This window comes from Geopseudomonas sagittaria (genome assembly GCF_900115715.1).
GTDB classification, from domain to species: Bacteria; Pseudomonadota; Gammaproteobacteria; order Pseudomonadales; family Pseudomonadaceae; genus Geopseudomonas; species Geopseudomonas sagittaria.
The window spans coordinates 299341-324300 of the sequence record NZ_FOXM01000002.1 but is presented as its reverse complement, the minus strand read 5'-3'; the positions used below and the strand labels follow the sequence as shown (position 1 = coordinate 324300).

The window sequence follows — 24960 nt, the reverse complement described above, 5'->3', positions numbered from 1 at the left end:
CGCGGATTAGGCACACGAACTTTCCGGGGCCGACGTTGCCCAAAAAGATGGGCGATACCAGCTAGCATGGTTTCATGAACATCTGATGGCGTGACGGTTTCCTCGTGAACATCATCCCGCGCTGCCTGCAACATCCGCACGCCCCCCTCGTCAGCCTGACCGGTCTGGTGCTCGCCGTTCCATTGTGCATCCGCCTTGCCCTGGGCTGGCCCGACCCTCTCGGCTATCTGTCGGATCTCTGCATTGCCAGCCTGGCGATCATGCTGCTGTACCGCCGCCCCTGGTGGCTGGCCTTGCCAGTGCTGGTGGCGTGGGCCCTGCTGACGGTGGCGGCCGTCGAGCTGGTCAGCGCTGTAGGCCGACTGCCAGACACGGCAGACCTGCAGTACCTTCGCGATCCGCAGTTCATGGAAAGCTCCACCGCCGGCAGCCTTGCCCACCCGTGGGTTGCCGCCGCCCTGCTCAGCGGACTGGCCATCTGGCTGGCCAGCCAATGGACGGGCCGCTCGCAACCATCGCCACGCCTGCATCGCCATACCTGGTTGATACCGCTATCGCTGCTGCTGGCACACGGCGGCATGCAGCAGCTGAGGCCCAGCGCGGCGGACCAGTGGCAGCTGTTCAACCTCCCGCACCAATGGCTGGCGGCGGGCGTTGGCAATGCACAGCTGCGCCTCCTGGAGTGGCTGGAGGGCGATAGCGTGGATATCCCTGTGCAGATGGCGGGGCTTACCCAGCTCGACCTGAACGGACAAAAGCTGCTGCAAGCCCCGGGGCGCTCGCGCAACGTACTGATCGTCGCCCTCGAAGGCATTCCGGGCGCCTACATCGGCGTAAACCGTGAAGCCCTGAACAGCAGCTACCGTGAAAACCTGATGCCCAACCTGAGCGCCTGGGCCGAGCGCGGCATGAACACGCCGGACTACGTGCTGCACAGCCACCAGACCATCCGCGGCCTGTACGCGATGCTCTGCGGCGACTACGACAAGCTCGACAACGGCACGCCCAAGGGCATCGAGATTCTGACCCAGAGCCAGCGCAACCGGGCCTGCCTGCCCGCCCAGTTGCGCAGCCGCGGGTTCGCCACGCACTACCTGCAGGGCGCAGGCCTCAGGTTCATGGCCAAGGACCGGATCATGCCGCACATCGGCTTCGACGCCACCCGGGGCGTGGAATGGTTCAAGAGGCCTGCCTACGTGGATTTCCCGTGGGGCAAGGACGACAGGTCCTTCTTCGAGGGTGCGCTGGATTACGTCGACCAGCTGCGCCGCAAGAAGCAGCCCTGGATGCTCACCCTGCTGACAGTCGGCACCCACCAGCCCTACTCCGCGCCGGCGGAGTACCTGCAGCGCCACGCGACGCCCAAGCAGGCCGCAGTGAGCTATCTGGACGATGCGCTGGGGCATTTCCTGACCGAACTGGAGCGCCGCGGCGTGCTGAAGGACACTCTGGTCATCATCACCTCGGACGAGTCCCACGGCATCGACGGCGTGCGCCTCGCCTCGGCCTGGGGCTTCAACCTGGTGCTGGCCCCCGAGCAGAAGCAGTTGCCCAAGATCAAATCCGGCGTCTACGGACACGTCGATCTGAGCGCATCGGTACTCGACTATTTCGGCTTCCCGGCACCCGAGGCCCTGAGCGGGCGTTCGCTGTTCCGCGACTATCCGCAGGGCCGGGAAATCATGTCGTACACCAACGGCATGCTGCGCCATCACGATGGCCGGGGCACCCTCACCGAGTGCGACTTCCAGCAGCGCTGCCGGTACTACGCCAGTGAAGGCTTCATCGCCGAGCGTGCGGCACTTCTCGGCCAATATGGCGGCCGGCGCGCACGCCAGGTGGCGGCGCGGGCAACTGCGCTCGATCACTCGTTGCTGCGCAGCTCGCTCAACCAGCTCTACCAGTTCGGCAGCCCGGCCATCATCCGGCTCAAGGCGCAGATCAGGGATGACTGGACGGACAACCTGATCGGCGCCCAGTACCTGGAACTGCCCAAGGGCTCACTGACCCACGTGCGCCTGACCGTGCGCTCGACTGGTCCCAAGCAGAAAGCCTACATCCTGCTCAAGGCCAAGGAGTTCGAGCGGGACGTGCCGCTGAACATCCCGGCCAGAATGCTGGTCACCCCCGAAAAGCCGCTGCAGATGGACTTCACCCTCCATAACATCGAGTCACGCAAGGCGTTCTCCTTTCACCTGCTCGGCTACGGACGGGGCACCATCGAGGTGAGCGATTTCACTGTGATCACCGAGTCGGCGGAGCCGCAGGAGGCCATCAATGAGCGCCAACCTCAGGAAGCCGAGACGTCCCTGTCGAGCGAGGGAACCGCTGAAAAAACCGTCATTCCCGCGAAGGCGGGAATCCGCAAGGCCCGCAGCCCCCGGCCTCCCGCCCTCGCGGGAGCGACGTGAGTGGCTTTTTCAGGGTTCCCCTGCCGGGTCATTGGCTGCGTTGGCGGGAGGGTCGTCGAGGCCTGATCTAACCTCAATGGGAAACCTTGGACACCGGCCACTGCTGCCTTGTGCGCCAGCCAGCAGCCCGCCCTCCCCCGCAGGCAAGATGACATGAAAAAACGACAGATCGCAGTGATCGGCCTGGGCAAGCTTGGCCGCAAGTGCGCCGAGGCGCTGCTGGCCGATTCGAGTCTGGCGCTGGCCGGCGTGGTGCGGCGCAACCCGGCCCCGGTCGACTGGCTGAAAGACATCCCGGTCGTCAGCCATGTCAGCGAACTCAAGGAAGTCGATGCGACGCTGCTTTGCGTGCCCCCGGACATGATCCGGGGCACCGCGCAGGAGATTCTGCAAAGACGCACGCCGATCGTCGAATGCGCGCGCCTGCACGGCGAGGCCTTTGTCGCCCACCACGCGGAGATGCAGCGGCTGGCGCACCTCTACAAGGCAACCGCCATCGTTGGCGCGGGCGGCGATCCGGGCATCCTCTCGCTGCTGCGCAGCCAGTTCACCCTGCTGATCCCCCACGGGCATACCCAGAGCAGCCTGCATACCGGCACCAGCCTGCACCACACGCTGGCCGCGCAAGGCGTCGCGGGGGTGCGCAAGGCGCTGGCGACCGAGCTGAAAACCCCGCAAGGCACCATCCAGCGCTACGTTTACGTCGAGCTGGAAGACGGAACCGATGCGACGGCGGTGGAGGACGCCATCCGCGGTGATCCACTGTTTCTGGACGAGGAGACGCTGGTGTTCCCGGTGGAGAACCTCGCCGCGCTGGAGGAAACCAACCGCGGGGTATCGCTGGAGCGCCACGCGGCCGCCGGCGACGCCGGCCATGCCGCCCTGCTGCTGGAGGCGCGCTTCAACGAGGCGGAGCTGGCGGCACGCATGATGCTGGCCGCCGCGCGGGCGCTGCCGCTGTTGCCGCATGGCGCCCATTCGCTGTTCGATATCCCACCGCGGCTGCTGTGGGGCGAGCAGAGCGCGGCCGCAGAACAGGCGTGGTTCTGACACACCACCCGATCCATCCTGGGCGGGAAACCGGGCCACGCAGAGCTCGCGATGCCGGCCGCAGGACGCGCCCCAGCAGAATGCCCGGCTCTGTCGCCGCCTCCAGCCGTGCGCACTAGCCAATCACAATTACCTTTACGTAAACTGCATAACATCCAGACCGGCGTGACCCTGCCCCTGTTTGCCGGCAGCCAACCGGCCACCTGAAAGCGAGGAATCCGATGCAGCTTGCCGTAACCCAACAGGATCTGTGGATCGCGACGCCCACCGGGCGGATGTTCGTCCGCCGCTGGAGACCGATTGGCGCACACCAGGCGGCGAGCCACGCGCCCATCGTGCTGTTTCACGACTCTCTGGGCTGCGTGGAGCTGTGGCGGGATTTTCCGGAGCAGCTTGCCGTGGCAACGGGGCGCGAAGTCATCGCCTACGACCGCTTCGGCTTCGGGCGCTCGGACCCGCATCCCGGCGATTGGTCGAACCACTTCATTCGCGATGAAGCCGAGCGCGTCTTCCCGGTGCTGCTGGCGGACCTGGAGCTCGAGCACTTCGTGGCCTTCGGGCACAGTGTCGGCGGCATCATGGCGGCCACCTGCGCAGCGCGGTATCCACAACGCTGCCAGGCCCTGATCACCCTGTCCGCCCTGGCGTTCGTGGAGGAGCGCACGCTGCACGGGATCCGCTACGCCAAGGCGGAGTTCGGCAAGCCGGGGCAGATCGAGCGGCTGCAGAAATATCATGGCGATCAGGCGCACTGGGTGCTCTCGGCCTGGACGGATACCTGGCTATCCGACTCGTTCGCCGACTGGACGCTCGAAAGCCATGCCCCCTCCCTCGCCTGTCCGCACCTGGTGATTCACGGCAAACAAGACGAGTACGGATCGCTGCTTCACCCCGAGCGCCTGGCCAGGCTGAGCAGCGCCGACAGCCAATCCCTGATTCTGGAGGAGTGTCGTCACTTTCCCCACCGCGAAGTCCCCGAGAGGATTCTCGATGCGGTCAGCCACTTCCTCGCCAGCCAGCACGCCGTGGGCAACGCTGAAGGCTCCGAATTGCGTTGCTAGGGGACCGCCCGGATACGCCCAGGAGGGGATGTGAACAGCAGCAGTTTGCTCGACCCATCCGCCTTCCCGGCCGGGCTCACTGGCCGCCCTTCTTGACTCATGTTGCCTTGTAAAACAGCGACTACGCTGCAAAGGGAGCGCGCCAGAAACCGCGCGCAATGATCTCAAGGAGAGCCAGATGCCCCTGATTCGCAACCTTCCCCTGCTGCTCAGCATCGCCCTGCTCGGTGCCTGCGCCAGCCAAACCGACAACCAGTCACTGACCGGGACGGTCAGCCAGAGCGCCGTCGCTGCCGAGGGCGTACCTGGCGGCATCCTCATCGAGGAGGAGACAGTCAAGGCAACGGTGGTCGCTCTCGACCGCAGCAAGCGCACCTTTACTCTTGAGGATGAGCAGGGCAATCGGCGTACCGTGACGGCCCCGCCGGAAATGCGCAACTACCCGCAACTGGCGGTTGGCGACAAGCTGACGGCGACGAAGAAGGTGGAAAGCAGCATCTACCTGCGCGAACCGGGCGAAGCCGAGGAGGAGTCCCTGGAAGGGGCGGCGATGGTGCTGACCCCGCCGGAAGGCAGCAAGCCGGGCCTGCTGGTTGCCGGTACCAATACGACCATCGCCGTGGTCAAGGCGATCGACACCAACGCGCACACCGCCACCCTGCAGTTTGCCGATGGCAGCAGCCGTACCTACAAGGTCCGTCCGGATGTGAAGATCAAGCCCAAGTACCTCAATCGCGAGGTAGTGATTCGCCAGGACTCGGAATTTGCCGTGACCGTGGAGGCTCAGTAAATTCCCCTGCCTGCCGGTCACAGACTGCAGCGCTGGGCAGAAAAACCGAAACGCAGATAGCACAAGGGGGAGCCTAGGCTCCCCCTTGAAGTCGGTCGTGCTGTGTTCTTCTTGTTGGTACAGGCTTGTTGTTCTTGTTGGTTGCCCGCCCGGACTCCATGGCCCGGTTGAAGTCCCAAGGAGGGACTAAAGAACAAACGTATTTTTTTGGACGCTGATGTTGCCGCTACCCTTGCGGGTTCAACCGGTCGTGGCCGCTGCCTCGGGGCAGTTTTATTGTTCTCGGTCCGGTCGAGGGAGAACCCTATCGGGCAACTCCTCTCCAAAAAAATCGGTTTGCTGCGCCTCCACCCTGTTGTTCTTGTTGTGTTGGAGCCGTTACGTCTTGTTTTTATTGTGTTGGAGCAGTGTTCTTGTTTTTGTTGTGCGAATACTAAAGCAGATGCCGTGCCAACTTTTTAAAACCCTTTAAAATCAATCACTTGCTGATTTTGGCGAACGCCAGCGGGCAGAAAAAAACCGGCGATCCGTTACCAGGGGTCCCAGCCGCCGTTACGGCGCAACGGCGCGGTAACAAAACGAGCGGTAGGGTTACATTCCTTGCGGCTACTCCAGGCAGGCCGCCGTACGCCGCGCTGACCGTCAGCCGGGCTGACACTCCGTTACCGGCGCCCACACCGGCGCGTCCGCCTCCAACCGGCGCGAAGGCCGCGCCTGGCCCGGCGTGCGCGACAGGCGCGGTGCGGGCGCCACCTGCAGCCTCCCTTCGAGCTCCTGATACACCCCACGCGCCTGCAGGTGCGCATGCTGCGACGCCTCATTCAGCGCCAGCACCGGCGCGAAGCAGGCATCGCTGCCTTCCAGCAGCGCGCACCACTCGGCCTGGGTGCGACTGGCGAACAACTCAGCCAGGCACTGGGCGTGCGCCGCCCAGTTGCCCGGGTCCTCCACCCCCACATAGAGGTGTTCCGGCGCGTCGATGCGGTCGAGCAGCTCGCGCTGGAACTGCGGCTCCAGCGGGCCGATGGCGATCTCGCGGCCGTCGGCGCATCTATAGCAGCGGTAATGCGGCGCGGCGCCGCCGAGCAGGTTGCGCTCGCGCGAAAGATCCAGGCTGCTGCCGGCGAAGAAGCTCATCAGCGAAGACACCCCGTCGACGATGGCCGCATCCACCACCTGGCCCTGCCCCGAGCGCTCGCGCTCCCACAGCGCGGTCATGATGCCGAAGGCGAGGAACATCGAGCCGCCGCCGAAGTCGCCGACCAGGTTGAGCGGCGGAATCGCCCCGCCCTCGCGCCCACCGATGGCGGCCAGCGCGCCGGTGAGGGCGATGTAGTTGATGTCGTGGCCGGCAGTCTTGGCCAGAGGGCCGGTCTGCCCCCAACCGGTCATGCGCCCGTAGACCAGCCGCGGGTTGCGCGCCCGCAGCACCTCCGGCCCCAGGCCGAGGCGCTCCATCACCCCGGGCCGGAAGCCCTCGATCAGCACGTCGGCCTGCTCGGCCAGCTCGAGGCAGCGCGCGCGCCCCGCCTCGCTGCGGATGTCCAGCACCAGCACCGAGCGCCCGCGGTCGGCCACCGGATTGGGCCAGCCGTTGCCGCCCTCGCGCTCGATGCGCACCACGTCGGCGCCCATGTCGGCGAGCAGCATGGCGCAGTGCGGCCCGGGGCCGATGCTGGCGAACTCGAGCACGCGCAGGCCGGCCAGCGGTCCCGGGTTGGTCTTCATCAGATACCCTCCGCCTGTTCGCCACTGACCAGATGGTCGCGGTAACGCTCGCGCAGCAGCTTCTTGTTGATCTTGCCGGTGGCGGTCAGCGGCACCTGGTCGATGACCACCGCATCGGGCATCCACCACTTGACGATGTGCGGCTCGAGGTGGGCCAGCACGCTGTGCACGCAGATGCTCACATCGTGGTGCGGCTCGATCACCAGCAGCGGGCGCTCCTCCCACTTGGGATGGAACACGCCGACCACCGCGGCGATCTTCACTCCCGGGCAGGCGGCGGCGACGTTCTCGATGTCGATCGAGCTGACCCACTCGCCGCCGGACTTGATCACGTCCTTGCTGCGGTCGGTGATGCGCATGAAGCCGTCGCCATCCAGGGTGGCGATGTCGCCGGTGTCGAACCAGCCATCGGCGTCGAGGGCGCTCTTCTCGCTGCGGAAATAGCGCTCGATGGTCCACGGGCCGCGCACCAGCAGCTGGCCGGGCGTCTGGCCGTCGCGCGGCAGCTCAAAGCCGTCCTCGTCGACGATCTTCAGCTCGATGCCGAACTGCAGGCGACCCTGGCGGGTCCAGATCACCTCGTCGGTGGCCTGCTGGCCACGAGCGGCCAGCTTCGGCGTCGGCGTCGAAATCACCCCCAGCGGACTGGTCTCGGTCATCCCCCACAACTGGCGGATGGTCACCCCGTACTTGCCCTGGAACTTCTCGGCCATCGCCCGCGGCACGGCGGAACCGCCGATCACCAGGCGCTGCAGGCTGCCGGCGTCCTCGCCGCTGCGCTCCAGATGGTCGAGGTACATGGTCCAGATGGTCGGCACGCCGCCGGAGAAGGTCACGCCCTCGTTCTTGATCAGTTCCTGCAGGCTGCGGCCGTCCATCTTGTCGCAGGGCAGGACGAACTTGCAGCCGTTGATCGCCGCGGCGAACGGCAGGCCCCAGGCGGTGCCGTGGTACAGCGAGGAACACGGCATCACGCAGTCGAAGGCCGACAGGCCGAACGCGCCGCTCAGCCCGGCGGCCAGCGCGTGCAGGACCACCGAGCGATGGCTGTACAGCACGCCCTTGGGATCGCCGGTGGTGCCCGAGGTGTAGCAGAGCACCGCGCCGGCGTTCTCGTCGAAGCTCGGCCAGGCCAGCGGCTGCTCGGCGGCAATCAGCGTCTCGTAGCTGGGCGCCGGCACCTCGCCCGGCGCGTCGCAGTCGCGGTCCGACAGCACGATGAAGTGGCGGATGTGTGCCAGCTGCGGCAGCAGTCGCGCCACGATGGGCGCGAAGCTGCGGTCGAACAGCAGCACGCTGCTTTGGGCGTGGTTGAGGGTGTAGGCGATCTGCTCGTCGGCCAGCCGCGGGTTGGCGGTGTGCAGTACCGCGCCGATGCCCGGTACGGCGAAGAACAGCTCGTAGTGGCGATGGGTGTTCCAGGCCAGCGAGGACACGCAATCGCCGGCGCCGATGCCCAGGCGCTGCAGCAGCGCCGCGGCCTGGGCGGCGCGGGTCGCCAGGCCCCGGTAGTCGTAGCGCCACAGCGGCTCGTCGACCAGCCGCGATACGATCTCGGTGTCACCATGGGCGCTGGCGGCATGGGTGAGGATGCCGCTGATCAGCAGCGGCGCCTTCTGCATCAGACCTTCGAGCATGTTGATTCCCTCTTCTTGTTGTTGTTTTCAACGGATTTCGGCGGCCGCTCAGTGGCCGTAAAGCGCAAAGGCAATCTCAGCGATGGGTGAAGCGCGGCGCGCGCTTGTCGATGAAGGCGGCCATGCCCTCCTTCTGGTCGGCGGTGGCGAACACCGAATGGAACACCCGGCGCTCGAAGCGCACGCCCTCGCTGAGGCTGGTCTCGTCGACGCGGTTGATGCACTCCTTGATCATCATCGCCGCGGTCAGCGACTTGCCGGCGATGGCGTGGGCGGCCTTGAGGGTTTCTTCGAGCAACCGATCGCGCGGGAAGATCCGCGCCACCAGGCCGGCGCTCTCGGCCTCGGCGGCCTCCATCATGCGCCCGGTCAGGCACATCTCCATGGCCTTGGCGCGGCCGATGGCGCGGGTCAGGCGTTGGGTGCCGCCGATCCCGGGCAGCACGCCGAGGGTGATTTCCGGCAGGCCGAAGCGGGCGTTGTCGGCGGCGTAGATGAAGTCGCACATCAGCGCCAGCTCGCAGCCGCCGCCCAGGGCGTAGCCGGCGACGGCGGCGATGATCGGCTTGCGCCGCGCGGCGATGCGGTCGGCCTGGGCGAAGTGGTCGTCGTGGTAGATCTGCGGAAAGCACTTGTCCGCCAGCTCCTTGATGTCCGCGCCGGCGGCGAAGGCCTTGGCCGAGCCGGTGAGGACGATGCAGCCGATCTGCGGGTCGGCCTCCAGGCGGTCGAGCACCTGGTTGAGTTCGCCGACCAGCTGCGAGTTGAGCGCATTGAGCGCCTGGGGGCGGTTCAGGGTGACCAGGGCGACGCGCTCCTGGATCTCGAGCAGCAGGGTTTCGTAGCTCATGTTCATTCTCCGAGGTTGCGCGCGATCACCAGGCGCTGGATGTCGCTGGTGCCTTCGTAGATCTGGCAGACGCGCACGTCGCGATAGATGCGCTCCACCGGGAAATCCTTGAGGTAGCCGTAGCCACCAAGGGTCTGGATCGCCGCGGAGCAGACCTTCTCGGCCATTTCCGAGGCGAACAGCTTGGCCATCGACGCCTCCACCAGCGCCGGCCGGCCGGCATCGCGCAGGGCGGCGGCGTGCAGCACCATCTGCCGCGCCACGGCAATCTGGGTGGCCATGTCGGCCAAGCGGAAGGCCACCGCCTGGTGCTCCAGCAGCGGCTTGCCGAACGCCTCGCGCTCGCGGGCGTAATCGCGCGCCACCTCGAAGGCGGCGCGGGCCATGCCCACCGCCTGCGCGGCGATGCCGATGCGTCCGCCCTCTAGGTTGGCCAGGGCGATGCGGTAGCCGTCGCCCTCCTCGCCCAGGCGCTGGGCGGCCGGCACGCGCAGGTCCTCGAAGGCAATCTGGCAGGTGTCCGAGGCGTGCTGGCCGAGCTTGTCCTCGACGCGCACCACCTGATAGCCGGGGCTGTCGGTGGGCACGATGAAGGCGCTGATGCCGCGCTTGCCGGCCGCCGGATCGGTGACGGCGAAGACGATCACCGTGCCGGCGTGCTGCCCGGAGGTGATGAACTGCTTGGAACCGTTTAGCACGTAGCTGTCGCCGTCGCGCCGGGCACGGGTGCGCAGGTTGCTGGCGTCCGAGCCTGCCTGGGGTTCGGTGAGGGCGAAGGCGCCGATCTGCTCGCCGCGCGCCAGCGGGACGAGGAAGCGGCGCTTCTGCTCGTCGTTGCCGAAGCGCAGGATCGGCACGCAGCCCACCGAGTTGTGCACGCTCATGATGGTCGAGCAGGCACCGTCACCGGCGGCGACCTCTTCCAGCGCCAGGGCGTAGGCCAGGTAGCCGGTATCGCTGCCGCCCAGCTCCTCCGGCACCAGCATGCCGAAGAAGCCGAGCTCGCCCATCTCGCGGATCGCCTCGGTCGGATAGCGGTGCTCGCGGTCCCACTGTTCGGCGAACGGGCGCAGGCGTTCCTGGGCGAACTGGCGCGCCATCTCGGCGATGCTGAGTTGATCGTCGGTCAGCAGCATGGCAACTCTCCTCAGTCCAGGCGTTCGACGGCAATGGCGGTGGCCTCGCCGCCGCCGATGCAGATGGCCGCCACGCCGCGGCGCAGGCCGTGATTGCGCAGCGCCGCCAGCAGGGTCACCAGGATGCGTGCGCCGGAGGCGCCGATCGGGTGGCCGAGGGCGCAGGCGCCACCGTGGACATTGACCTTGGCGTGGTCCAGGCCCAGCTCGCGCATGGCGACCATGCTGACCACCGCGAAGGCCTCGTTGATCTCGAACAGGTCGACCTGGTCCAGGCTCCAGCCGGTGCGCTCCATCAGGTTGCGGATCGCGCCGATCGGCGCGGTGGGAAACAGGTTCGGCGCATCGGCAAAGCCCGCATGGCCGCGGATCACCGCCTGCGGGCGCAGGCCGCGCCGCTCGGCCTCGGAGCGGCGCATCAGCAGCAGGGCGGCGGCGCCGTCGGAAATCGAGCTGGAGTTGGCCGCAGTCACCGTGCCGCCGTCGCGGAACGCCGGGCGCAGGGTCGGGATCTTCTCCGGGCTGGCCTTGGGCGGCTGCTCGTCGTGGGCAACCAGGCGCTGTTCGCGGCCCTGGGGCACCGTCAGCGGCACGATCTCCTCGGCGAAGCGGCCGCTCGCCATGGCGTCGCGGGCGCGCTGCAGCGAGGTCAGCGCGTAGGCGTCCTGCGCCTCGCGGTTGAAGCCGTACTCCTGGGCGCAATCCTCGGCGAAGGTGCCCATCAGGCGGCCCTTATCGTAGGCGTCCTCCAGGCCGTCGAGGAACATGTGGTCGAGCACCTGGCCGTGGCCCATGCGGTAGCCGGCGCGGGCCTTGTCGAGCAGGTAGGGGGCGTTGGACATGCTTTCCATGCCGCCGGCGACGACGATCTCGGCGCTGCCGGCGCGCAGCAGGTCGTGGGCGAGGATGACCGTCTGCATGCCCGAGCCGCACATCTTGTTCAGGGTGTTGCACAGGGTGGAACGGGCCAGCCCGGCGCCGAGGGCCGCCTGACGTGCTGGTGCCTGGCCGAGGCCGGCGGGCAGCACGCAGCCCATCAGCACCTCCTGCACCGCATCAAACGGCAGACCACTGCGCTCCACCGCCGCGCGGATGGCGGCGGCACCCAGTTCGGTGGCCTTGAGACCCCTGAGGTCGCCCTGGAAGCCGCCCATCGGGGTGCGGGCGCTGCTGACGATGACGATCGGATCTTCTTTCATGTGGTTCTCCCCTCTCATTTGGCGGCCATGCGCAGGGCGCCGTCGAGACGGATCACCTCGCCGTTGAGCATGCTGTTCTCGACGATGTGGCGCACCAGCGCGGCGTATTCCTCGGGGCGGCCGAGACGCGGCGGGAACGGCACGCCGGCGGCCAGCGAAGCGCGCACCTCGTCGCTCATGCCGGCCATCATCGGCGTCTCGAAGATGCCCGGAGCGATGGTCATCACGCGGATGCCGTGGCGCGCCAGTTCGCGGGCCGCCGGCAGGGTCAGGGCGGCCACCCCGCCCTTGGAGGCAGCGTAGGCGGCCTGGCCGATCTGCCCGTCGTAGGCGGCGATGGAGGCGGTGTTGATGATCACCCCGCGCTCGCCGCCTTCGTCCGGCGCGCCCTCGGCCATCGCCTCGGCGGCCAGGCGCAGCATGTTGAAGGTGCCGATCAGGTTGATGGCGACGATGCGGCTGAAGCTCTCCAGCGCGTGCGGGCCGTTGCGGCCGAGCACCTTCTCGCCGCCGACCACGCCGGCGCAGTTGACCAGCCCGTGCAGCGCGCCGAAGGTCTCGCGCGCCGCCGCTATCGCATTGCGGGCGGCATGCTCATCGGTGATGTCGGCCACCACGCCGCGGGCATTGGCGCCCAGCTCTGCGGCGCGGGCCTCGACGGCGGCGGCGATGTCGACCAGCAGCACCTTGGCGCCGGCCTCGATCAGGCCCTTGGCGGTGGCCGCGCCGAGCCCGGAGGCGGCGCCGGTGACCAGAAAAACCTTGTTGGGGATGTGCATGGCGAATCTCTCTTGTTCTGGCAGCGCGCGGGCAGCCGGGCGCCGGCGCACGGACGGCGCAACGTCTCGATCTGGTTTTTGAGGGGGCGTCGGGCGACTGGTCGGGCTAGCCCGCGGGGGGATGCACGAGGGGGAATGAGGGCGGCATGGCGGTTTCCTTTCTTGTTCTAATTGGCAAGCACGGCAAGCGTGTTGACTTCATATTGGTCAGCCACCGCCCGCCCGACAATGGCCGTTCTTCTCAATCTGCGTGACCGTTTTGGCCAATCGCCGGGGCGAGGATCAGCGTGCGGTAATGGCCGGGATTGGTCCCCGTCCACTTGCGAAACGCCTTGTAGAAGGCGCTGACGTCGGCGAAGCCGAGGCGCTCGGCGATCTGGGCGTAGCTCACCTCGGCATCGGCCAGCCAGGCCGTGGCCATCTCTCGACGCAGCGCATCCTTGATCGCCTGGTAGGACTGGCCAACTTCGGCCAGGCGGCGGCGCAGGGTCGAGGGCGACATGCACAGCGCCTGGGCCAGCGCCTCGCTGGTCGGCCACTGATCGGCCGGCAGGGTACGCAGGTGCACCTTGATGCGGTGGGCCAGGCTGCCGGTGTCGCGGTACTTGACCAGGATGTTCGACGGCGCCCGGGCAAGGAAGGCCGCAAGCTCCGCTTCGCTGCGCCGCACCGGCAGGTCCAGCACCTCGGCGGCGAAGATGAAGCGCGTCGCAGGCCGGTCGAAGCGCAGGTTCTCGGAGAACATCACCCGGTAGTCGTCGGTGTACTCCGGCGCAGCGCAGCGCAGCTCGGCCGCCAGCAGGGGGAAGCGCCGGCCGACCAGCCAGCAGGCCAGCCCGTGCAGCAGCAGCCAGAAGGTGAAATAGCTGAAGGGGCGGCCGGGCTCGGCACTGCGCTCGTGCAGCACCACCTCGGCCAGACTCTGGCTGCGGCCGAGGGTGGCGTGGAAGTTCTCGAAGGTCAGGGCGAAGAAGTCCAGGGCGGTGTGCAGCGCCTCCTCGAGGGTGGCTTGGCTGCGGCAGGTGCGGCAGAGGAAGGCGAAGCTGCCCGAACGCATGCGCCGCGGGTCCATGCCGAAGAACTCGTCGTCGAAGCGCCGGGCCAGATGCAGCCACAGGCGACTGTACACCCCCACCTCCACCCGCGCCGCGGGATCGGCGAGCAGGGTCGGCTCCAGGCCCACCTCGCGCAGCAGCGCTTCCAGCGGCTCGCCGCGCCGGGCGAAGGCCTGCAGGGCCTCCTCGACCAGGCGGATGGAGATGGTGTCCTTGTGTATCGGTGCTGCGCGCTGAATCACTGTGCCACTTTCCGTCGAGCGGGTTTCCCGCAACCGCGCGCAGCCTCCCAGAAAACGCGGTCACCCTTCAAGCGTCAGAGCAGCAGGATGCCAAAGCGGCGGACAATCACGGCCAGCAGGCCGAAGCAGAGCACGGTGAGGATCGCGCAGGCCAGCAACGTCAGCCAGAAGCCCAGGCGCGGCAGCAAGGCCGGAAAGGCCAGGAACATGGGCAGCGTCGGCAGCACGTACCAGAAGGTGTACCAGGCATGGTTGGCGATCTTCTCCGCCGACTGCCGCTCCACATACAGCCAGACCAGGGTGAGGATGGTGATCAACGGCAGGGCGGCGACGAAGCCGCCCAACTTGTCGCTGCGCTTGGCGACTTCCGAGACCAGCACCACCATGGCGGCGGTCAGTGCGTATTTGATGATGATCCAGCTCATCGCTTCCTCCAGAAGGCAAAACCGCGGTGCCGCCCGTTCGCCACGGACGGCACTGTGGCTGACAGGGGATAAGCCCGCCAGGCGCACCGGCGCCGGCGGACTGGCCCGCGTCTTCAGAGCACCTGCTCGATGGTGATGTAGTCGCCTTCGGTGCGCAGGGTCAGCTTCACCGTCTGGTTGCTGCGGTTGCGCCAGTACCAGCCGTGCTTGCCGTCGAAGGCGGCAACCAGCACGCCCTGCTGCTCCGGCGTCTGCTTGCCCTTGCCATAACCATGGTAGAAGCCCTTGGGCGCCTTGTAGGGGTCGCCATGGGTGTCGTAGTTGAGCAGGCCGCCGTTGGCCGTCCAGTGGAAACGCGCCTCGGCGCCCTTGTTCATCTCCAGCTTGATCTCGGTGGCCTGGTTGGGCTTCAGGGTGAGATTCACCTCGTGCTGCTGCCCGGCGACCGGCGGCTGCTGCGGCTGCGGGGCCGGGGCAGCGGCCAGCGGGGCGGCCGCGGGGACTGGCTGGGTCTCCGCAGCGAGCGGAGCCGGAACAGCAGCGGGGGCCGGCTGGGCGGCCGCCAGCGCGGGCGGCGGCTCGGCAGCGGCTTGCTCGGCGGCGGCCTCCGCGGCCAGGGTGGCCTTCAGCTCGCCCATCGGGGTCATCCCCAGCAGGCGACCGACGCCGGTCGGGTCGAGAGCGTATTCCGCCGGCATGACCACGGTGACCAACAGGACCCCGGCGGTGATCAGGGCGATGACGGTGGAGCGCAGCAGCTGGGCGGTGCTGGGCAGCTCGTCGAGGTTGGGACGTTGGCTGTTGTACATGACGAAAAATCCTTACTGGGACACGATCAGGCCGGTGAGCTGGTAACCCATCAGCAGGAAACCGGCGCTCAGCATGGCGACGTTGGTGGTGTAGGCGTGGCGCCAGAAGCCGGCGCTGCGCCGCCAGTAGCCCATGGCGATCAGGATGGCGCTCAAGGCCAGCAGCTGGCCGATCTCCACGCCGACGTTGAAGGCGATCAGGTTGGCGATCAGGCCATCGGCGGCGATCTGGTAGTCGAGGATCTTGGTGGCCAGGCCGAAGCCGTGGATCAGGCCGAACACCAGGGTGGCCGTGCAGGTATCCGGCTGGTAGCCGAACCAGCGCTGGAAGGCCCCCAGATTGTCGAGCGCCTTGTACACCACCGAGAAGCCGATGATGGCGTCGATCGCCCAGGCGCTGACGCTGATCTCCATCAGCACGCCGAGCAGCAGGGTCACCGAGTGACCGACCGCGAACAGGGTGACGTACAGGCCGACGTCCTTGAGTCGGTAGAGAAAGAAGATCACCCCGAAGAGGAACAGCAGGTGGTCGTAGCCGGTGATCATGTGCTTGGCGCCCAGGTAGATGAACGGCAGCAGCATCACCCCCGAGCTTTCCTGGATGAAGCCCTTGTCACCCTCGGCCACGCCGTGGGCCAGGGCTTCGGGGGCGACCAGGAACAGCAAGGCGCTGAGCAGCGGCAGCAGTAACGAGCGACGCAGGCGTGCGACGAGCGCGCCCGTCCCGTGCAGGGATTGCGAATGCATGGGTAAGTCCTGAGTTGCAGTGGTCTTGGGCCGCCGCGCAGGCGACCGACGTCAGAGCACGAACCGGCTGCGGGGAGGACGCTCGATCAGGTAGACCCGGGCTTCAAGATGCCATGGACGCCGCAGTTGACTGCCAGAACGAACCGGGTCGGTATCCAGTGTCGGGCGCCCATTGTCAGGGGGAAATAGGACTTGAGACGCGATGGCCTACTGCCATGGTGCGGCATTCATCTTGACGAATACCACCCCATGGCAGCCGCCGGGTCAGCCCGGCTGTCCGTCCAGGCGCGGCCTGCACAGCATCGGCGCGTAGTGCCAGACGAACAGCGCGAAGGCGGCGGTCCAGGCGGCGCCGGCCAGCAGCAGGCTGCCCAGCGGCCAGAACGGCGGCAGCAGCACCCGCGCCGCAGCGCCGAGGTTGACCAGCGCGAAGGCCCAGGCCATCGCCGGCGGCGGTTGCAGCGGCCTGCCGGTGTGGCCGAGGCTGACCCGCGCGACCATGGCGAGGATCAGCCCGCCCATGCCACCCACGCCGAGGGCGTGCAGGGCCAGGCTGGCGTTGGCCAGCAGGCCGAAGTGCCACAGCGCCTGGCCGGCCAGGGCGAGCACCAGCCAGGCGTAGGCCAGATGCAGCGACCACAACAGCGGCACCCGCCACAGGCCGGCGTCGTGCCAGCGCGCCAGGCGCACGCCATGCAGCACGGCCACCAGGGCGAACAGTGCGCCCAGCCAGGCCTGCGCCTGCAGGGCCGGCCCGCTGGCGGTGAGCACGGCGAGCAACACCAGGCCGCCCTGGGCGCCCCACTCCAGCCACGGCAGCGCCGGCACCTGGGCCGTACGGCCGAGGCCGCGCTGGGTGAAGAACGGAATCACCCGCCCGCCGATCAGGCCCATCATCGCCGCCACCAGCCACAGCGCAGCGATCACGCCCTGACGCTGCCAGCTTTCATTGCCCTGGGCGAGGCCGGCGACCACCAGCAGATCGGCGAGGGTCAGCAGGCCGAGCACGCCGACGATGGGGTAGTTGCGCACCTGACGCACCGCCCAGAGCATGCGCCCGAGCACCACCGCCACCGTGGGCAGGAAGGCCAGCTCCAGGGGAATCAGCAGCCACAGCGGCGCGCCCAGCAGCCAGGCCAGCCGCGCGGCCAGCCAGAGCAGCGCCAGGACGGCGAGCGGCGTACCGCTCAGGCCGGGACGGCCGGTCCAGTTCTGTGCGGCGGTGAGCAGGAAGCCGGCGATGATCGCCGCGCCGAAACCGAACAGCATCTCGTGGCGATGCCAGCCCAGCGCGCCGCCGGCCGGTTGCCAGGCGGGCCACCAGCCGGCCAGCACGCCGAGCCAGAGGGGAATGGCCAGCGCGGCGAAAGCCGTGCCGGCGAGGAAGAAGGGACGAAAACCGAGGCGCCACAGCGGCGCGATCTGCAACAGGGCCTTGCGGTCGACCAACTGCATGGGGAGTTCCTTGCTGAGGGACGCGGAGCGTCCCGAGCGGCGCTCCCACGCCGGAGCGTGGGAGCGATCACCTGTACCGATGGTGCCCACGCTCCTGCGTGGGCACCGACTTCCGTGCGCCCCGCGCCCTGCCCACGGCGGCAGCGGGACGCGGAGCGTCCAGCGCGGCATTCCCACGCCGGAGCGTGGGAACGATCACAAAGGGGAATGAATTCGCCCCTACGCGCTGAGACTAGTGGCCTGTGCGGTTAGTTTGTTAACTCAAGTTCGGATGACCATGGTTCCGAGACAAGGCGCCGCGACGAGCCATAGCAGGGCTATGGCGAGGAGTGGCAACGCAGTATCGGGGCCATGGGCGCCGAAATTGACTAACTGAACTAACCAAACAGGCCACTAGCTCAAGCCTCCAGCGCCGCCGCCGGGCCGAAGAACTCGTAGCGGCACTGCGCTTCCGGAATGCCCAGCTCGGCGAGCTGCTTCTTCACCTGGGCCATGAACGGCTTCGGACCGAGGAAGTAGGCGTCCAGGTCACGCTGCTCGGGCAGCCAGTCGGCCAGCAGCACGGTGCTGCTGAAGCCCTCGGCGTCGGCGGCATCGCCCTCGCGCGGCTCGCTGTAGCAGTAGAAGCGGGTCAGCTGCGGGTGCTGGGCGCTCTTGGCGTCCAGCCACTCGCGGAAGGCGTGCACGCCGCCGTGGCGGGCGAAGTGGATGAAGCGCACTTCACGGCCGCTCTCCAGCGCCTGCTCGAGCATGGCCACCGCCGGGGTGATGCCGACGCCCGCGGTGATCAGCGCCAGCGGCTTGTCGCTGTCCTGCAGGACGAAATCGCCGGCCGGCGGGAACACCTCCAGCTCGTCGCCGACCTGCACCTGGTCGTGCAGGAAGTTGGAGATCACCCCGCCCTCCTCGCGCTTGACGCTGATGCGCAGCTCGCGGCCGTTCGGCGCGGCGGACAGCGAGTAGTTGCGGCGGGTTTCCTCGCCGTCGATGACGAAGCGCAGGCCCAGGTACTGGCCCGGAACGAAGTCCGGCACCGCGCCGCCGTCCACCGGCTGCAGGTAGAAGGAGGTGATCTCCTCGCTCTCGGCTTCCTTGCGCGCCACGCGGAACTGGCGCGAACCGCGCCAGCCGCCCTCCTTGGCCTCGTTGGCGGCGTACACCGCTTCCTCGGCGCCGATCAGGATGTCGGCCAGCTGCCCGTACGCGGCGGCCCAGGCGGCGATCACCTCGTCGGTGGCGATTTCCTCGCCGAGCACTTCGCGGATGGCGCGCAGCAGGCAGGCGCCGACGATCGGGTAGTGCTCCGGAAGGATCTGCAGCGACACGTGCTTGTGCACGATCTGCCCGACCAGCGGGCCGAGCGCTTCGAGGCGGTCGATGTGGCGGGCGTACATCAGCACGCTGTTGGCCAACGCGCGCGGCTGGTCGCCGCTGGCCTGGTGGGCCTGGTTGAACAGCACGCGGACCTGCGGGTATTCGCCGAGCATGATCTTGTAGAAATGCTTGGTCAGGGCTTCGCCGCCGGTTTCCAGCAGCGGGACGGTGGCCTTGATGATGGCGCGATGTTGATCGGACAGCATGGACGACTCCTGATAGTGATCAATCGGTGAGCGGCCATCGACAGGCCGCGATACTGCAAGCACAATGGAGATATCAGTTTTCGTGCCATGTTTTTTATCCAATAAAATCAATGGCTTATTGTTTTTGAGAGTCACCATGACAACACAAAATCGCTGTCAGACAGACAACAAGCTATCAAAATGACAACGCATCCCCTGCTGCGCGCGCTGATCCCGCTGGTCGCCGACCTGTCCCGCGACCTGCCCGAGGAGGAACGCTACCGCCGCCTGCTCGGCGCCCTGCGCGCCCTGCTGCCGGCCGATGCCGCCGCCCTGCTGCGCCTGGACGGCGACACCCTGGTGCCGCTGGCGGTCGACGGCCTGAGCGCCGACACCCTCGGCCGGCGCTTCCGGGTCAGCGAGCACCCGCGCTTCGAGAGCCTGCTGGCGCACCGCGGGCTGACCCGCTTCGCCGCCGACTGCGCGCTGCCCGACCCCTACGACGGCCTGGTCGAGGGCCTCTCCGGCCACCTGGAGGTGCACGACTGCCTGGGCTGCCCGCTGTACGTCGACGAGCAGCCCTGGGGCCTGCTGACCCTCGACGCCCTCGACCCGTCGCGCTTCGAGCACATCGACCTCGACAACCTGGAAGCCTTCGCCAGCCTGGCCGCCGCCACCGTGCGCGCCGCCGAGCGTATCGACGCCCTGACCCGTCGCGCCGAGCACGACGAACAGCTGGTGGAGGTCTACCGCGAGGCCGCCGGCCAGCAGGCCAGCCGCGAACTGGTCGGCCAGAGCCGCGAGCACCGCCGCCTGCTCGAGGAAATCGCCGTGGTCGCCGGCAGCGACCTGAGCGTGCTGATCAGCGGCGAGACCGGCGTCGGCAAGGAGCTGGTGGCCCAGGCCATCCACAGCGCCTCGCCGCGCGCGCGCAAGCCGCTGATCAGCCTCAACTGCGCGGCGCTGCCGGACACCCTGGTGGAGAGCGAACTGTTCGGTCACGCCCGCGGCGCCTTCTCCGGCGCGGTCAGCGAGCGCCACGGCAAGTTCGAGCTGGCCGACGGCGGCAGCCTGTTCCTCGACGAGGTCGGCGAGCTGCCGCTGGCGGTGCAGGCCAAGCTGCTGCGCGTGCTGCAGAGCGGCCAGCTGCAGCGGGTCGGCTCGGACCGCGAGCACCACGTCGACGTGCGGGTGATCGCCGCCACCAACCGCGACCTGGCCGAGGAAGTACGCGCCGGGCGCTTTCGTGCCGACCTCTACCACCGCATCAGCGTCTATCCGCTGCCGGTGCCGCCGCTGCGCGAGCGCGGCCGCGACGTGCTGCTGCTGGCCGGCTTCTTCCTCGAGGAAAACCGCGCCCGCCTCGGCCTGCGCAGCCTGCGCCTGACCGGCGAGGCCCAGGCCGCGCTGCTGGGCTACGACTGGCCGGGCAACGTGCGCGAGCTGGAACACCTGATCGGCCGCGCCGCGCTCAAGGCGATGGCCGCCAGCGGCGAGCGGCGGCGCATTCTCAGCATCGGCGCCGAGCTGCTGGATCTGCAGGGCCGGCACGCCGTCGCGCCGCCGCTCGACAGCTCGGCCAGCAGCCCGGCCCCAGCGGTCGGCGAGCTGCGCGCGGCGGTCGAGCAGTTCCAGCGCCAGCAGATCGGCGCCGCGCTGGAGCAGCATCAGCACAACTGGGCCGCCGCCGCCCGCGTGCTGGGCATGGACCGCGCCAACCTGCACCGCCTGGCCAAGCGCCTGGGGCTGCGCCACTAGTGGCCTGTTTGGTTAGTTCAGTTAGTCAATTTCGGCGCCCATGGCCCCGATACTGCGTTGCCACTCCTCGTCATAGCCCTGCTATGACTCGTCGCGGCGCCTTGTCTCGGAACCATGGTCATCCGAACTTGAGTTAACAAACTAACCGCACAGGCCACTAGTCATCGGGGCGCCGGACGGCATTGACAGGCTGGATGTTCATACAGATCATCGCGCCATGTCCGCGCCCCTCCCCCCCGAACTCTATTACCTCGGCAACTTCCGCACCGCGCTCGCCTGGGTCGGCGAACGCTATGCCGATCTGCTCAGCGCCGAGGAATCCTCCTTCATCGCCCGCTTCGCCGCGCAACCGCTGCCAACCCAGGCGCTGCTGGTGCGCATGGTGATGCGCAAGGGTTGCCACTTCCGCGCCAGCAAGCTGCAGTACGCCGAGATCGGCGACGCCCACGCCGCGGCGACAACGCTGCTCGAACTGGGCTGGCTCAGCGACTGCGCGCCGCTGGAGGCCCGCGAGGTCGCCGCGCTGCTGCGCAAGGACGAGCTGCTCGCCCTGCTGCCACCGGCCGAGCGCCGCGCCAGCCGCAAGAAGACCGAACTGGAGGCGCAACTGCTGGCCCTGGAGCTGCCGGCGCAGCCGTTCGCCGTCTGGTGTCCGGGCCTCGACGAGCGCCTGTACAGCCTGCAGGTCGGCGCGCTGTGCGACCGCCTGCGCCTGCTGTTCTTCGGCAACCTGAGCCAGGACTGGTCGGAGTTCGTCCTCGCCGATCTCGGCATCTACCGCTACGAAGCGGTGCTGATCGCCACGGAATCGCGCGGCTTCCGTTGCCGCGCGGACGTCGACGACTACCTGTTCCTGCGCGAACGGCGCGAGCGCTTCGAGGCCGGTGAGGCGGTCGCGGCGGTGCTGGACGGCCTGCTCGACTTCGCCAGCGCCAACCCCTACCTGCAGTCGCGCCACGCCCGGCTGCTGTTCAAGCTGGCCCAGCAGCTGGAGAAGGATGGCGCGGCCGAGGCGGCGCTGGACCTGTACCGGGGCTGCGCCCACGGCGAGGCGCGCTGGCGGCAGATCCGCGTGCTGGAAAAGCTCGAACGCCACGCCGAGGCCCACGCCCTGGCCGTGCAGCTGAGCGCCAGCCCCAGCAGCGACGAGGAGGCCCAGCGCCTGGAGCGGGCCCTGCCGCGCCTGGCGCGCAAACTCGGCCTGCCGGCGCCCGCCCGCCGCGCCGCCTTCGCCGAAAGCCGCAGCGAGCTGGTGCTGGCGCGGCCGGCGCACGGCAGCGTCGAACACGCGGTGCGCGAGCATCTGCACCGCGAACAGGCACCGGTGTACTACGTGGAGAACACCCTGCTGTGCAGCCTGTTCGGCCTGCTGTGCTGGGAGGCGATCTTCGCGCCGCTGCCGGGGGCCTTCTTCCACCCCTTCCACAGCGGGCCGGTCGACCTGTACAGCAGCGACTTCCACGCACGGCGCAAGCCGCTGTTCGACGCCTGCCTGGCGCGCCTGGACGACGGCAGCTACCGGGCACACGTGCGCCAGCTGCATCGTGACAAGTTCGGCACCCAGTCGCCCTTCGTGTTCTGGGGTCTGCTCGACGAGGCGCTGCTCGAACTGGCGCTGGACTGCATCCCCGCCGCGCACCTGCGCGCCTGCTGCGAGCGCCTGCTGGGTGACCTCAGGGCCAACCGTGCCGGCATGCCCGACCTGATCCAGTTCCACCCGGCCGAGCGCCGCTACCGGCTGATCGAGGTGAAGGGGCCGGGTGACCGCCTGCAGGACAACCAGAAGCGCTGGCTGGCCTTCGCCGCCGCGCACGGCATCCCGGTCGAGGTCTGCTACGTGAGCTGGGCCGCGGCATGAGCTATGCGGTCGCCGTGCGCGCGCTGTGCGAGTTCACCGCCAAGGCCGGCGACCTCGACCTGCGCTTCACCCCGGCGCCCACCGCCCAGGAGGGCATCGCCGGCCACCAGACGGTGGTGGCGCGGCGAGGCCCGCACTACCGGGCCGAACTGCCGCTGGCCGGCAGCTATCCCGGCCTGCTGGTCAGCGGCCGCGCCGACGGCTACGACCCGCTGGAGAACCTGCTGGAGGAGATCAAGACCCACCGCGGCGACGTGGCGCGCATCCCCGACAACCACCGCCAGCTGCACTGGGCGCAGGCCAGGGTGTACGGCTGGCTGCTGTGCCAGAGCGAGGGGCTGGATGAGATCGAGCTGGCGGTCGTCTACTTCAACGTGCTGACCCAGAAGGAGACCGTGCTGCGCGAGCGCTTCGCGGCGACCGAGCTGGAAGCCTTCTTCGCCCTGCAGTGCCGGCGCTTCATCGCCTGGGCAGAGCAGGAGCAGGCGCACCGCGTGGCGCGCGACGCCGGCCTGGAACGCCTGCGCTTTCCCTGGCCCGAGTTCCGCCGCGGCCAGCGCCAGCTCGCCGAGGCGGTGTACCGCGCCGCCCGCGACGGCGACACGCTGCTGGCGCAGGCCACCACCGGCATCGGCAAGACCCTCGCCACCCTGTTCCCCCAGCTCAAGGCCTTCCCCGGCCGGCAGCTCGACCGTCTGTTCTTCCTCACCGCCAAGACGCCGGGCCGGCGCCTGGCCCTGGATGCGCTGGCCAGCCTGCGCCGGCAGGAAGCCGACCTGCCGCTGCGCGTGCTCGAGCACGTGGCGCGCGACAAGGCCTGCGAGCATCCTGACAGGAGCTGCCACGGCGAGTCCTGCCCGCTGGCCCGGGGCTTCTACGACCGCCTGCCCGCCGCGCGGCTGGCGGCGCTCGGGCGGCGCTGGCTGACCCAGAGCGAGGTGCGCGAGATCGCCCTCGCCCACCAGGTCTGCCCCTACTACCTGAGCCAGGAGCTGTGCCGCTGGGCCGACGTGGTGGTCGGCGACTACAACTACTACTTCGACCTCAGTGCCCTGCTCCACGGCCTGACCGTGCTCAACGACTGGCGGGTGACCGTGCTGGTCGACGAAGCGCACAACCTGGTCGAGCGGGCGCGCGGCATGTACACCGCCGAGCTGGACCAAACGGTGTTCCTGGACCTGCGCAAGTCGGCGCCGGCCAAGCTGAAGAGCCCGCTGGAGCGGGTCGGCCGCCACTGGAACCAGCTCAACCGCGACCAGGACAGCGACTACCAGATCCTGCCCAGCGTGCCGGACCTGTTCGTCGCCGCGCTGCAGAAGGCGGTCAGCGCCATCACCGACCACCTGACCGACCAGCCCGACGGCAACGAGCGCGCCCTGCTGCAGTTCTATCTCGACGCCCTGCAGTTCTGCCGCCTCGCCGAGGCCTACGGGCCGCACTCGCTGTTCGACCTCAGCCGGCATGCCGGCAAGGCGAGTCGCAGCCGCTCGACCCTCTGCCTGCGCAACGTGGTGCCGGCGCCCTTCCTCGCCGAGCGCTTCGCCAACGCCCACAGCACCACGCTGTTCTCCGCCACCCTGCGGCCGGCCGACTACTACCGCAACCTGCTCGGCCTGCCGCAAGACAGCCGCTGGCTGGAGGTGGAGTCGCCGTTCGCCGCCGAGCAGCTCGAGGTGCGCATCGTGCGCAACCTGTCGACCCGCTACCAGCACCGCGCGACGAGTCTCGCGCCGATCTGCCGGGTCATCGCCGGGCAGTACCACGCGCGGCCGGGCAACTACCTGGCCTTCTTCAGCAGCTACGCCTACCTGCAGCAGGTGCTGGAGCTGTTCGCCACGCTGCATCCGGACATCCCGACCACGGCGCAGAGCCGCAGCATGAGCGAGGGCGAGCGCCAGGCCTTCCTCGACGGCTTCACCGAGCACTCGCGCGGCATCGGCTTCGCCGTGCTCGGCGGTGCCTTCGGCGAGGGCATCGACCTGCCCGGCGAGCGGCTGATCGGCGCCTTCATCGCCACCCTCGGCCTGCCGCAGGTCAACGAGGTCAACGAGGAGGTCAAGGCGCGCATGGCGCAGCTGTTCGGCCCGGGCAACGGCTACGACTACGCCTACCTGTACCCCGGGCTGCAGAAGGTGGTGCAGGCCGCCGGGCGGGTGATCCGCACCACCGCCGACCGCGGGGTGGTCTGGCTGCTCGATGACCGCTTCGGCCAGCTCAGGGTCCGCGAGTTGCTGCCGGCCTGGTGGCAGGCAGCCTCGGTGCACTGTTGAACAGCCGGCCCGCCCTCACCCTGTCCCCCTGCGGCAGCCAGCTCGATCATCGCTAATCGAGCAAGCATCCGATTATCGAACGATTTATCACCCTTCGCTCAACCGGCCTGCTGGGCGTGCGACACCCTGTGGCGGTGCCTG

General features: G+C 68.5%; 19 protein-coding genes. 7 read left to right on the top strand and 12 right to left on the bottom strand.

Annotated features, from left to right (window positions below; translation table 11 throughout):
- The first annotated feature begins 104 nt into the window (after positions 1-104).
- The 4 genes from BM297_RS03740 to BM297_RS03725 all read left to right on the top strand — a co-directional run bounded on the left by BM297_RS03740 (position 105) and on the right by BM297_RS03725 (position 5312).
- The gene (locus BM297_RS03740; RefSeq protein ID WP_175526590.1) at positions 105-2411 is read left to right on the top strand and encodes an LTA synthase family protein; all 2307 of its coding nucleotides are present in this window, start codon (positions 105-107) and stop codon (positions 2409-2411) included.
- A 153-nt stretch (positions 2412-2564) separates the two neighbouring features.
- Positions 2565-3461, top strand: coding sequence for a Rossmann-fold NAD(P)-binding domain-containing protein (locus BM297_RS03735; RefSeq protein WP_092428413.1), 897 nt, complete (start codon positions 2565-2567; stop codon positions 3459-3461).
- A gap of 221 nt (positions 3462-3682) precedes the next feature.
- Positions 3683-4522 carry an alpha/beta fold hydrolase gene (locus BM297_RS03730; protein ID WP_092428411.1) on the top strand — a complete coding sequence of 280 codons (840 nt, stop codon included), beginning with the start codon at positions 3683-3685 and terminating at the stop codon, positions 4520-4522.
- Positions 4523-4700: 178 nt separating this feature from the next.
- Positions 4701-5312 (top strand): hypothetical protein, encoded by a 612-nt coding sequence (locus BM297_RS03725; protein ID WP_092428409.1) that lies wholly within the window; start codon positions 4701-4703, stop codon positions 5310-5312.
- Between the two features lie 642 nt (positions 5313-5954).
- On the opposite strand, the gene BM297_RS03720 is transcribed toward BM297_RS03725, so the two are convergent.
- From BM297_RS03720 to hmpA, 12 genes are all read right to left on the bottom strand, one after another.
- Entirely contained in the window at positions 5955-7040 is a 1086-nt protein-coding gene (locus tag BM297_RS03720; protein WP_092428407.1) for a CaiB/BaiF CoA transferase family protein, read from the bottom strand.
- On the bottom strand, positions 7040-8662 hold the full coding sequence (locus BM297_RS03715; RefSeq protein ID WP_092428645.1) for a long-chain fatty acid--CoA ligase: 1623 nt from the start codon (positions 8660-8662) through the stop codon (positions 7040-7042). Before BM297_RS03715 ends, BM297_RS03720 begins: the two co-directional genes overlap by 1 nt.
- Positions 8663-8753: 91 nt before the next feature.
- Positions 8754-9527, bottom strand: a complete 774-nt coding sequence (locus tag BM297_RS03710) for an enoyl-CoA hydratase (RefSeq protein WP_092428405.1) — start codon at positions 9525-9527, stop codon at positions 8754-8756.
- Between the two features lie 2 nt (positions 9528-9529).
- Positions 9530-10663, bottom strand: coding sequence for an acyl-CoA dehydrogenase (locus tag BM297_RS03705; RefSeq protein WP_092428404.1), 1134 nt, complete (start codon positions 10661-10663; stop codon positions 9530-9532).
- A gap of 11 nt (positions 10664-10674) precedes the next feature.
- On the bottom strand, positions 10675-11862 hold the full coding sequence (locus tag BM297_RS03700; RefSeq protein ID WP_092428402.1) for an acetyl-CoA C-acyltransferase: 1188 nt from the start codon (positions 11860-11862) through the stop codon (positions 10675-10677).
- 14 nt (positions 11863-11876) lie between these two features.
- Positions 11877-12641: an SDR family NAD(P)-dependent oxidoreductase gene (locus tag BM297_RS03695; protein WP_092428400.1), complete on the bottom strand. Its 765-nt coding sequence runs from the start codon at positions 12639-12641 to the stop codon at positions 11877-11879.
- Positions 12642-12882: 241 nt separating this feature from the next.
- Positions 12883-13938 carry an AraC family transcriptional regulator gene (locus BM297_RS03690; RefSeq protein WP_245768196.1) on the bottom strand — a complete coding sequence of 352 codons (1056 nt, stop codon included), beginning with the start codon at positions 13936-13938 and terminating at the stop codon, positions 12883-12885.
- A 74-nt stretch (positions 13939-14012) separates the two neighbouring features.
- Positions 14013-14363, bottom strand: coding sequence for a DUF3147 family protein (locus tag BM297_RS03685; protein WP_092428398.1), 351 nt, complete (start codon positions 14361-14363; stop codon positions 14013-14015).
- Positions 14364-14476: 113 nt separating this feature from the next.
- Positions 14477-15172 (bottom strand): transmembrane anchor protein, encoded by a 696-nt coding sequence (locus tag BM297_RS03680; RefSeq protein ID WP_092428396.1) that lies wholly within the window; start codon positions 15170-15172, stop codon positions 14477-14479.
- Positions 15173-15184: 12 nt separating this feature from the next.
- Positions 15185-15919 (bottom strand): HupE/UreJ family protein, encoded by a 735-nt coding sequence (locus BM297_RS03675; RefSeq protein WP_092428394.1) that lies wholly within the window; start codon positions 15917-15919, stop codon positions 15185-15187.
- 264 nt (positions 15920-16183) lie between these two features.
- Positions 16184-17374: an NnrS family protein gene (locus tag BM297_RS03670; protein ID WP_092428392.1), complete on the bottom strand. Its 1191-nt coding sequence runs from the start codon at positions 17372-17374 to the stop codon at positions 16184-16186.
- A gap of 398 nt (positions 17375-17772) precedes the next feature.
- Positions 17773-18954: an NO-inducible flavohemoprotein gene (hmpA, locus tag BM297_RS03665; RefSeq protein ID WP_092428390.1), complete on the bottom strand. Its 1182-nt coding sequence runs from the start codon at positions 18952-18954 to the stop codon at positions 17773-17775.
- A 180-nt stretch (positions 18955-19134) separates the two neighbouring features.
- On the opposite strand from hmpA, the gene norR reads away from it, so the two are divergent.
- The 3 genes from norR to BM297_RS03650 all read left to right on the top strand — a co-directional run bounded on the left by norR (position 19135) and on the right by BM297_RS03650 (position 24819).
- A complete protein-coding gene (gene norR, locus BM297_RS03660) occupies positions 19135-20691 on the top strand; it encodes a nitric oxide reductase transcriptional regulator NorR (protein WP_092428388.1) in 1557 nt (518 codons plus the stop codon).
- A 217-nt stretch (positions 20692-20908) separates the two neighbouring features.
- Positions 20909-22549, top strand: a complete 1641-nt coding sequence (locus BM297_RS03655; protein ID WP_092428386.1) for a VRR-NUC domain-containing protein — start codon at positions 20909-20911, stop codon at positions 22547-22549.
- Positions 22546-24819 carry an ATP-dependent DNA helicase gene (locus BM297_RS03650; RefSeq protein ID WP_092428384.1) on the top strand — a complete coding sequence of 758 codons (2274 nt, stop codon included), beginning with the start codon at positions 22546-22548 and terminating at the stop codon, positions 24817-24819. The genes BM297_RS03655 and BM297_RS03650 overlap by 4 nt, the downstream gene beginning before the upstream one ends.
- The last annotated feature ends 141 nt before the right edge of the window (positions 24820-24960 follow it).

What these genes read in the sequence shown, in the direction of transcription:
- BM297_RS03735 (WP_092428413.1), top strand. Translation starts at nt 2,565, where the DNA reads ATGAAAAAACGACAGATCGCAGTGATCGGCCTGGGCAAGCTTGGCCGC.
- BM297_RS03730 (WP_092428411.1), top strand. Translation starts at nt 3,683, where the DNA reads ATGCAGCTTGCCGTAACCCAACAGGATCTGTGGATCGCGACGCCCACC.
- BM297_RS03725 (WP_092428409.1), top strand. Translation starts at nt 4,701, where the DNA reads ATGCCCCTGATTCGCAACCTTCCCCTGCTGCTCAGCATCGCCCTGCTC.
- BM297_RS03720 (WP_092428407.1), bottom strand. Translation starts at nt 7,040, where the DNA reads ATGAAGACCAACCCGGGACCGCTGGCCGGCCTGCGCGTGCTCGAGTTC.
- BM297_RS03715 (WP_092428645.1), bottom strand. Translation starts at nt 8,662, where the DNA reads ATGCAGAAGGCGCCGCTGCTGATCAGCGGCATCCTCACCCATGCCGCC.
- BM297_RS03710 (WP_092428405.1), bottom strand. Translation starts at nt 9,527, where the DNA reads ATGAGCTACGAAACCCTGCTGCTCGAGATCCAGGAGCGCGTCGCCCTG.
- BM297_RS03705 (WP_092428404.1), bottom strand. Translation starts at nt 10,663, where the DNA reads ATGCTGCTGACCGACGATCAACTCAGCATCGCCGAGATGGCGCGCCAG.
- BM297_RS03700 (WP_092428402.1), bottom strand. Translation starts at nt 11,862, where the DNA reads ATGAAAGAAGATCCGATCGTCATCGTCAGCAGCGCCCGCACCCCGATG.
- BM297_RS03695 (WP_092428400.1), bottom strand. Translation starts at nt 12,641, where the DNA reads ATGCACATCCCCAACAAGGTTTTTCTGGTCACCGGCGCCGCCTCCGGG.
- BM297_RS03685 (WP_092428398.1), bottom strand. Translation starts at nt 14,363, where the DNA reads ATGAGCTGGATCATCATCAAATACGCACTGACCGCCGCCATGGTGGTG.
- BM297_RS03680 (WP_092428396.1), bottom strand. Translation starts at nt 15,172, where the DNA reads ATGTACAACAGCCAACGTCCCAACCTCGACGAGCTGCCCAGCACCGCC.
- BM297_RS03675 (WP_092428394.1), bottom strand. Translation starts at nt 15,919, where the DNA reads ATGCATTCGCAATCCCTGCACGGGACGGGCGCGCTCGTCGCACGCCTG.
- BM297_RS03670 (WP_092428392.1), bottom strand. Translation starts at nt 17,374, where the DNA reads ATGCAGTTGGTCGACCGCAAGGCCCTGTTGCAGATCGCGCCGCTGTGG.
- hmpA (WP_092428390.1), bottom strand. Translation starts at nt 18,954, where the DNA reads ATGCTGTCCGATCAACATCGCGCCATCATCAAGGCCACCGTCCCGCTG.
- norR (WP_092428388.1), top strand. Translation starts at nt 19,135, where the DNA reads ATGACAACGCATCCCCTGCTGCGCGCGCTGATCCCGCTGGTCGCCGAC.
- BM297_RS03655 (WP_092428386.1), top strand. Translation starts at nt 20,909, where the DNA reads ATGTCCGCGCCCCTCCCCCCCGAACTCTATTACCTCGGCAACTTCCGC.
- BM297_RS03650 (WP_092428384.1), top strand. Translation starts at nt 22,546, where the DNA reads ATGAGCTATGCGGTCGCCGTGCGCGCGCTGTGCGAGTTCACCGCCAAG.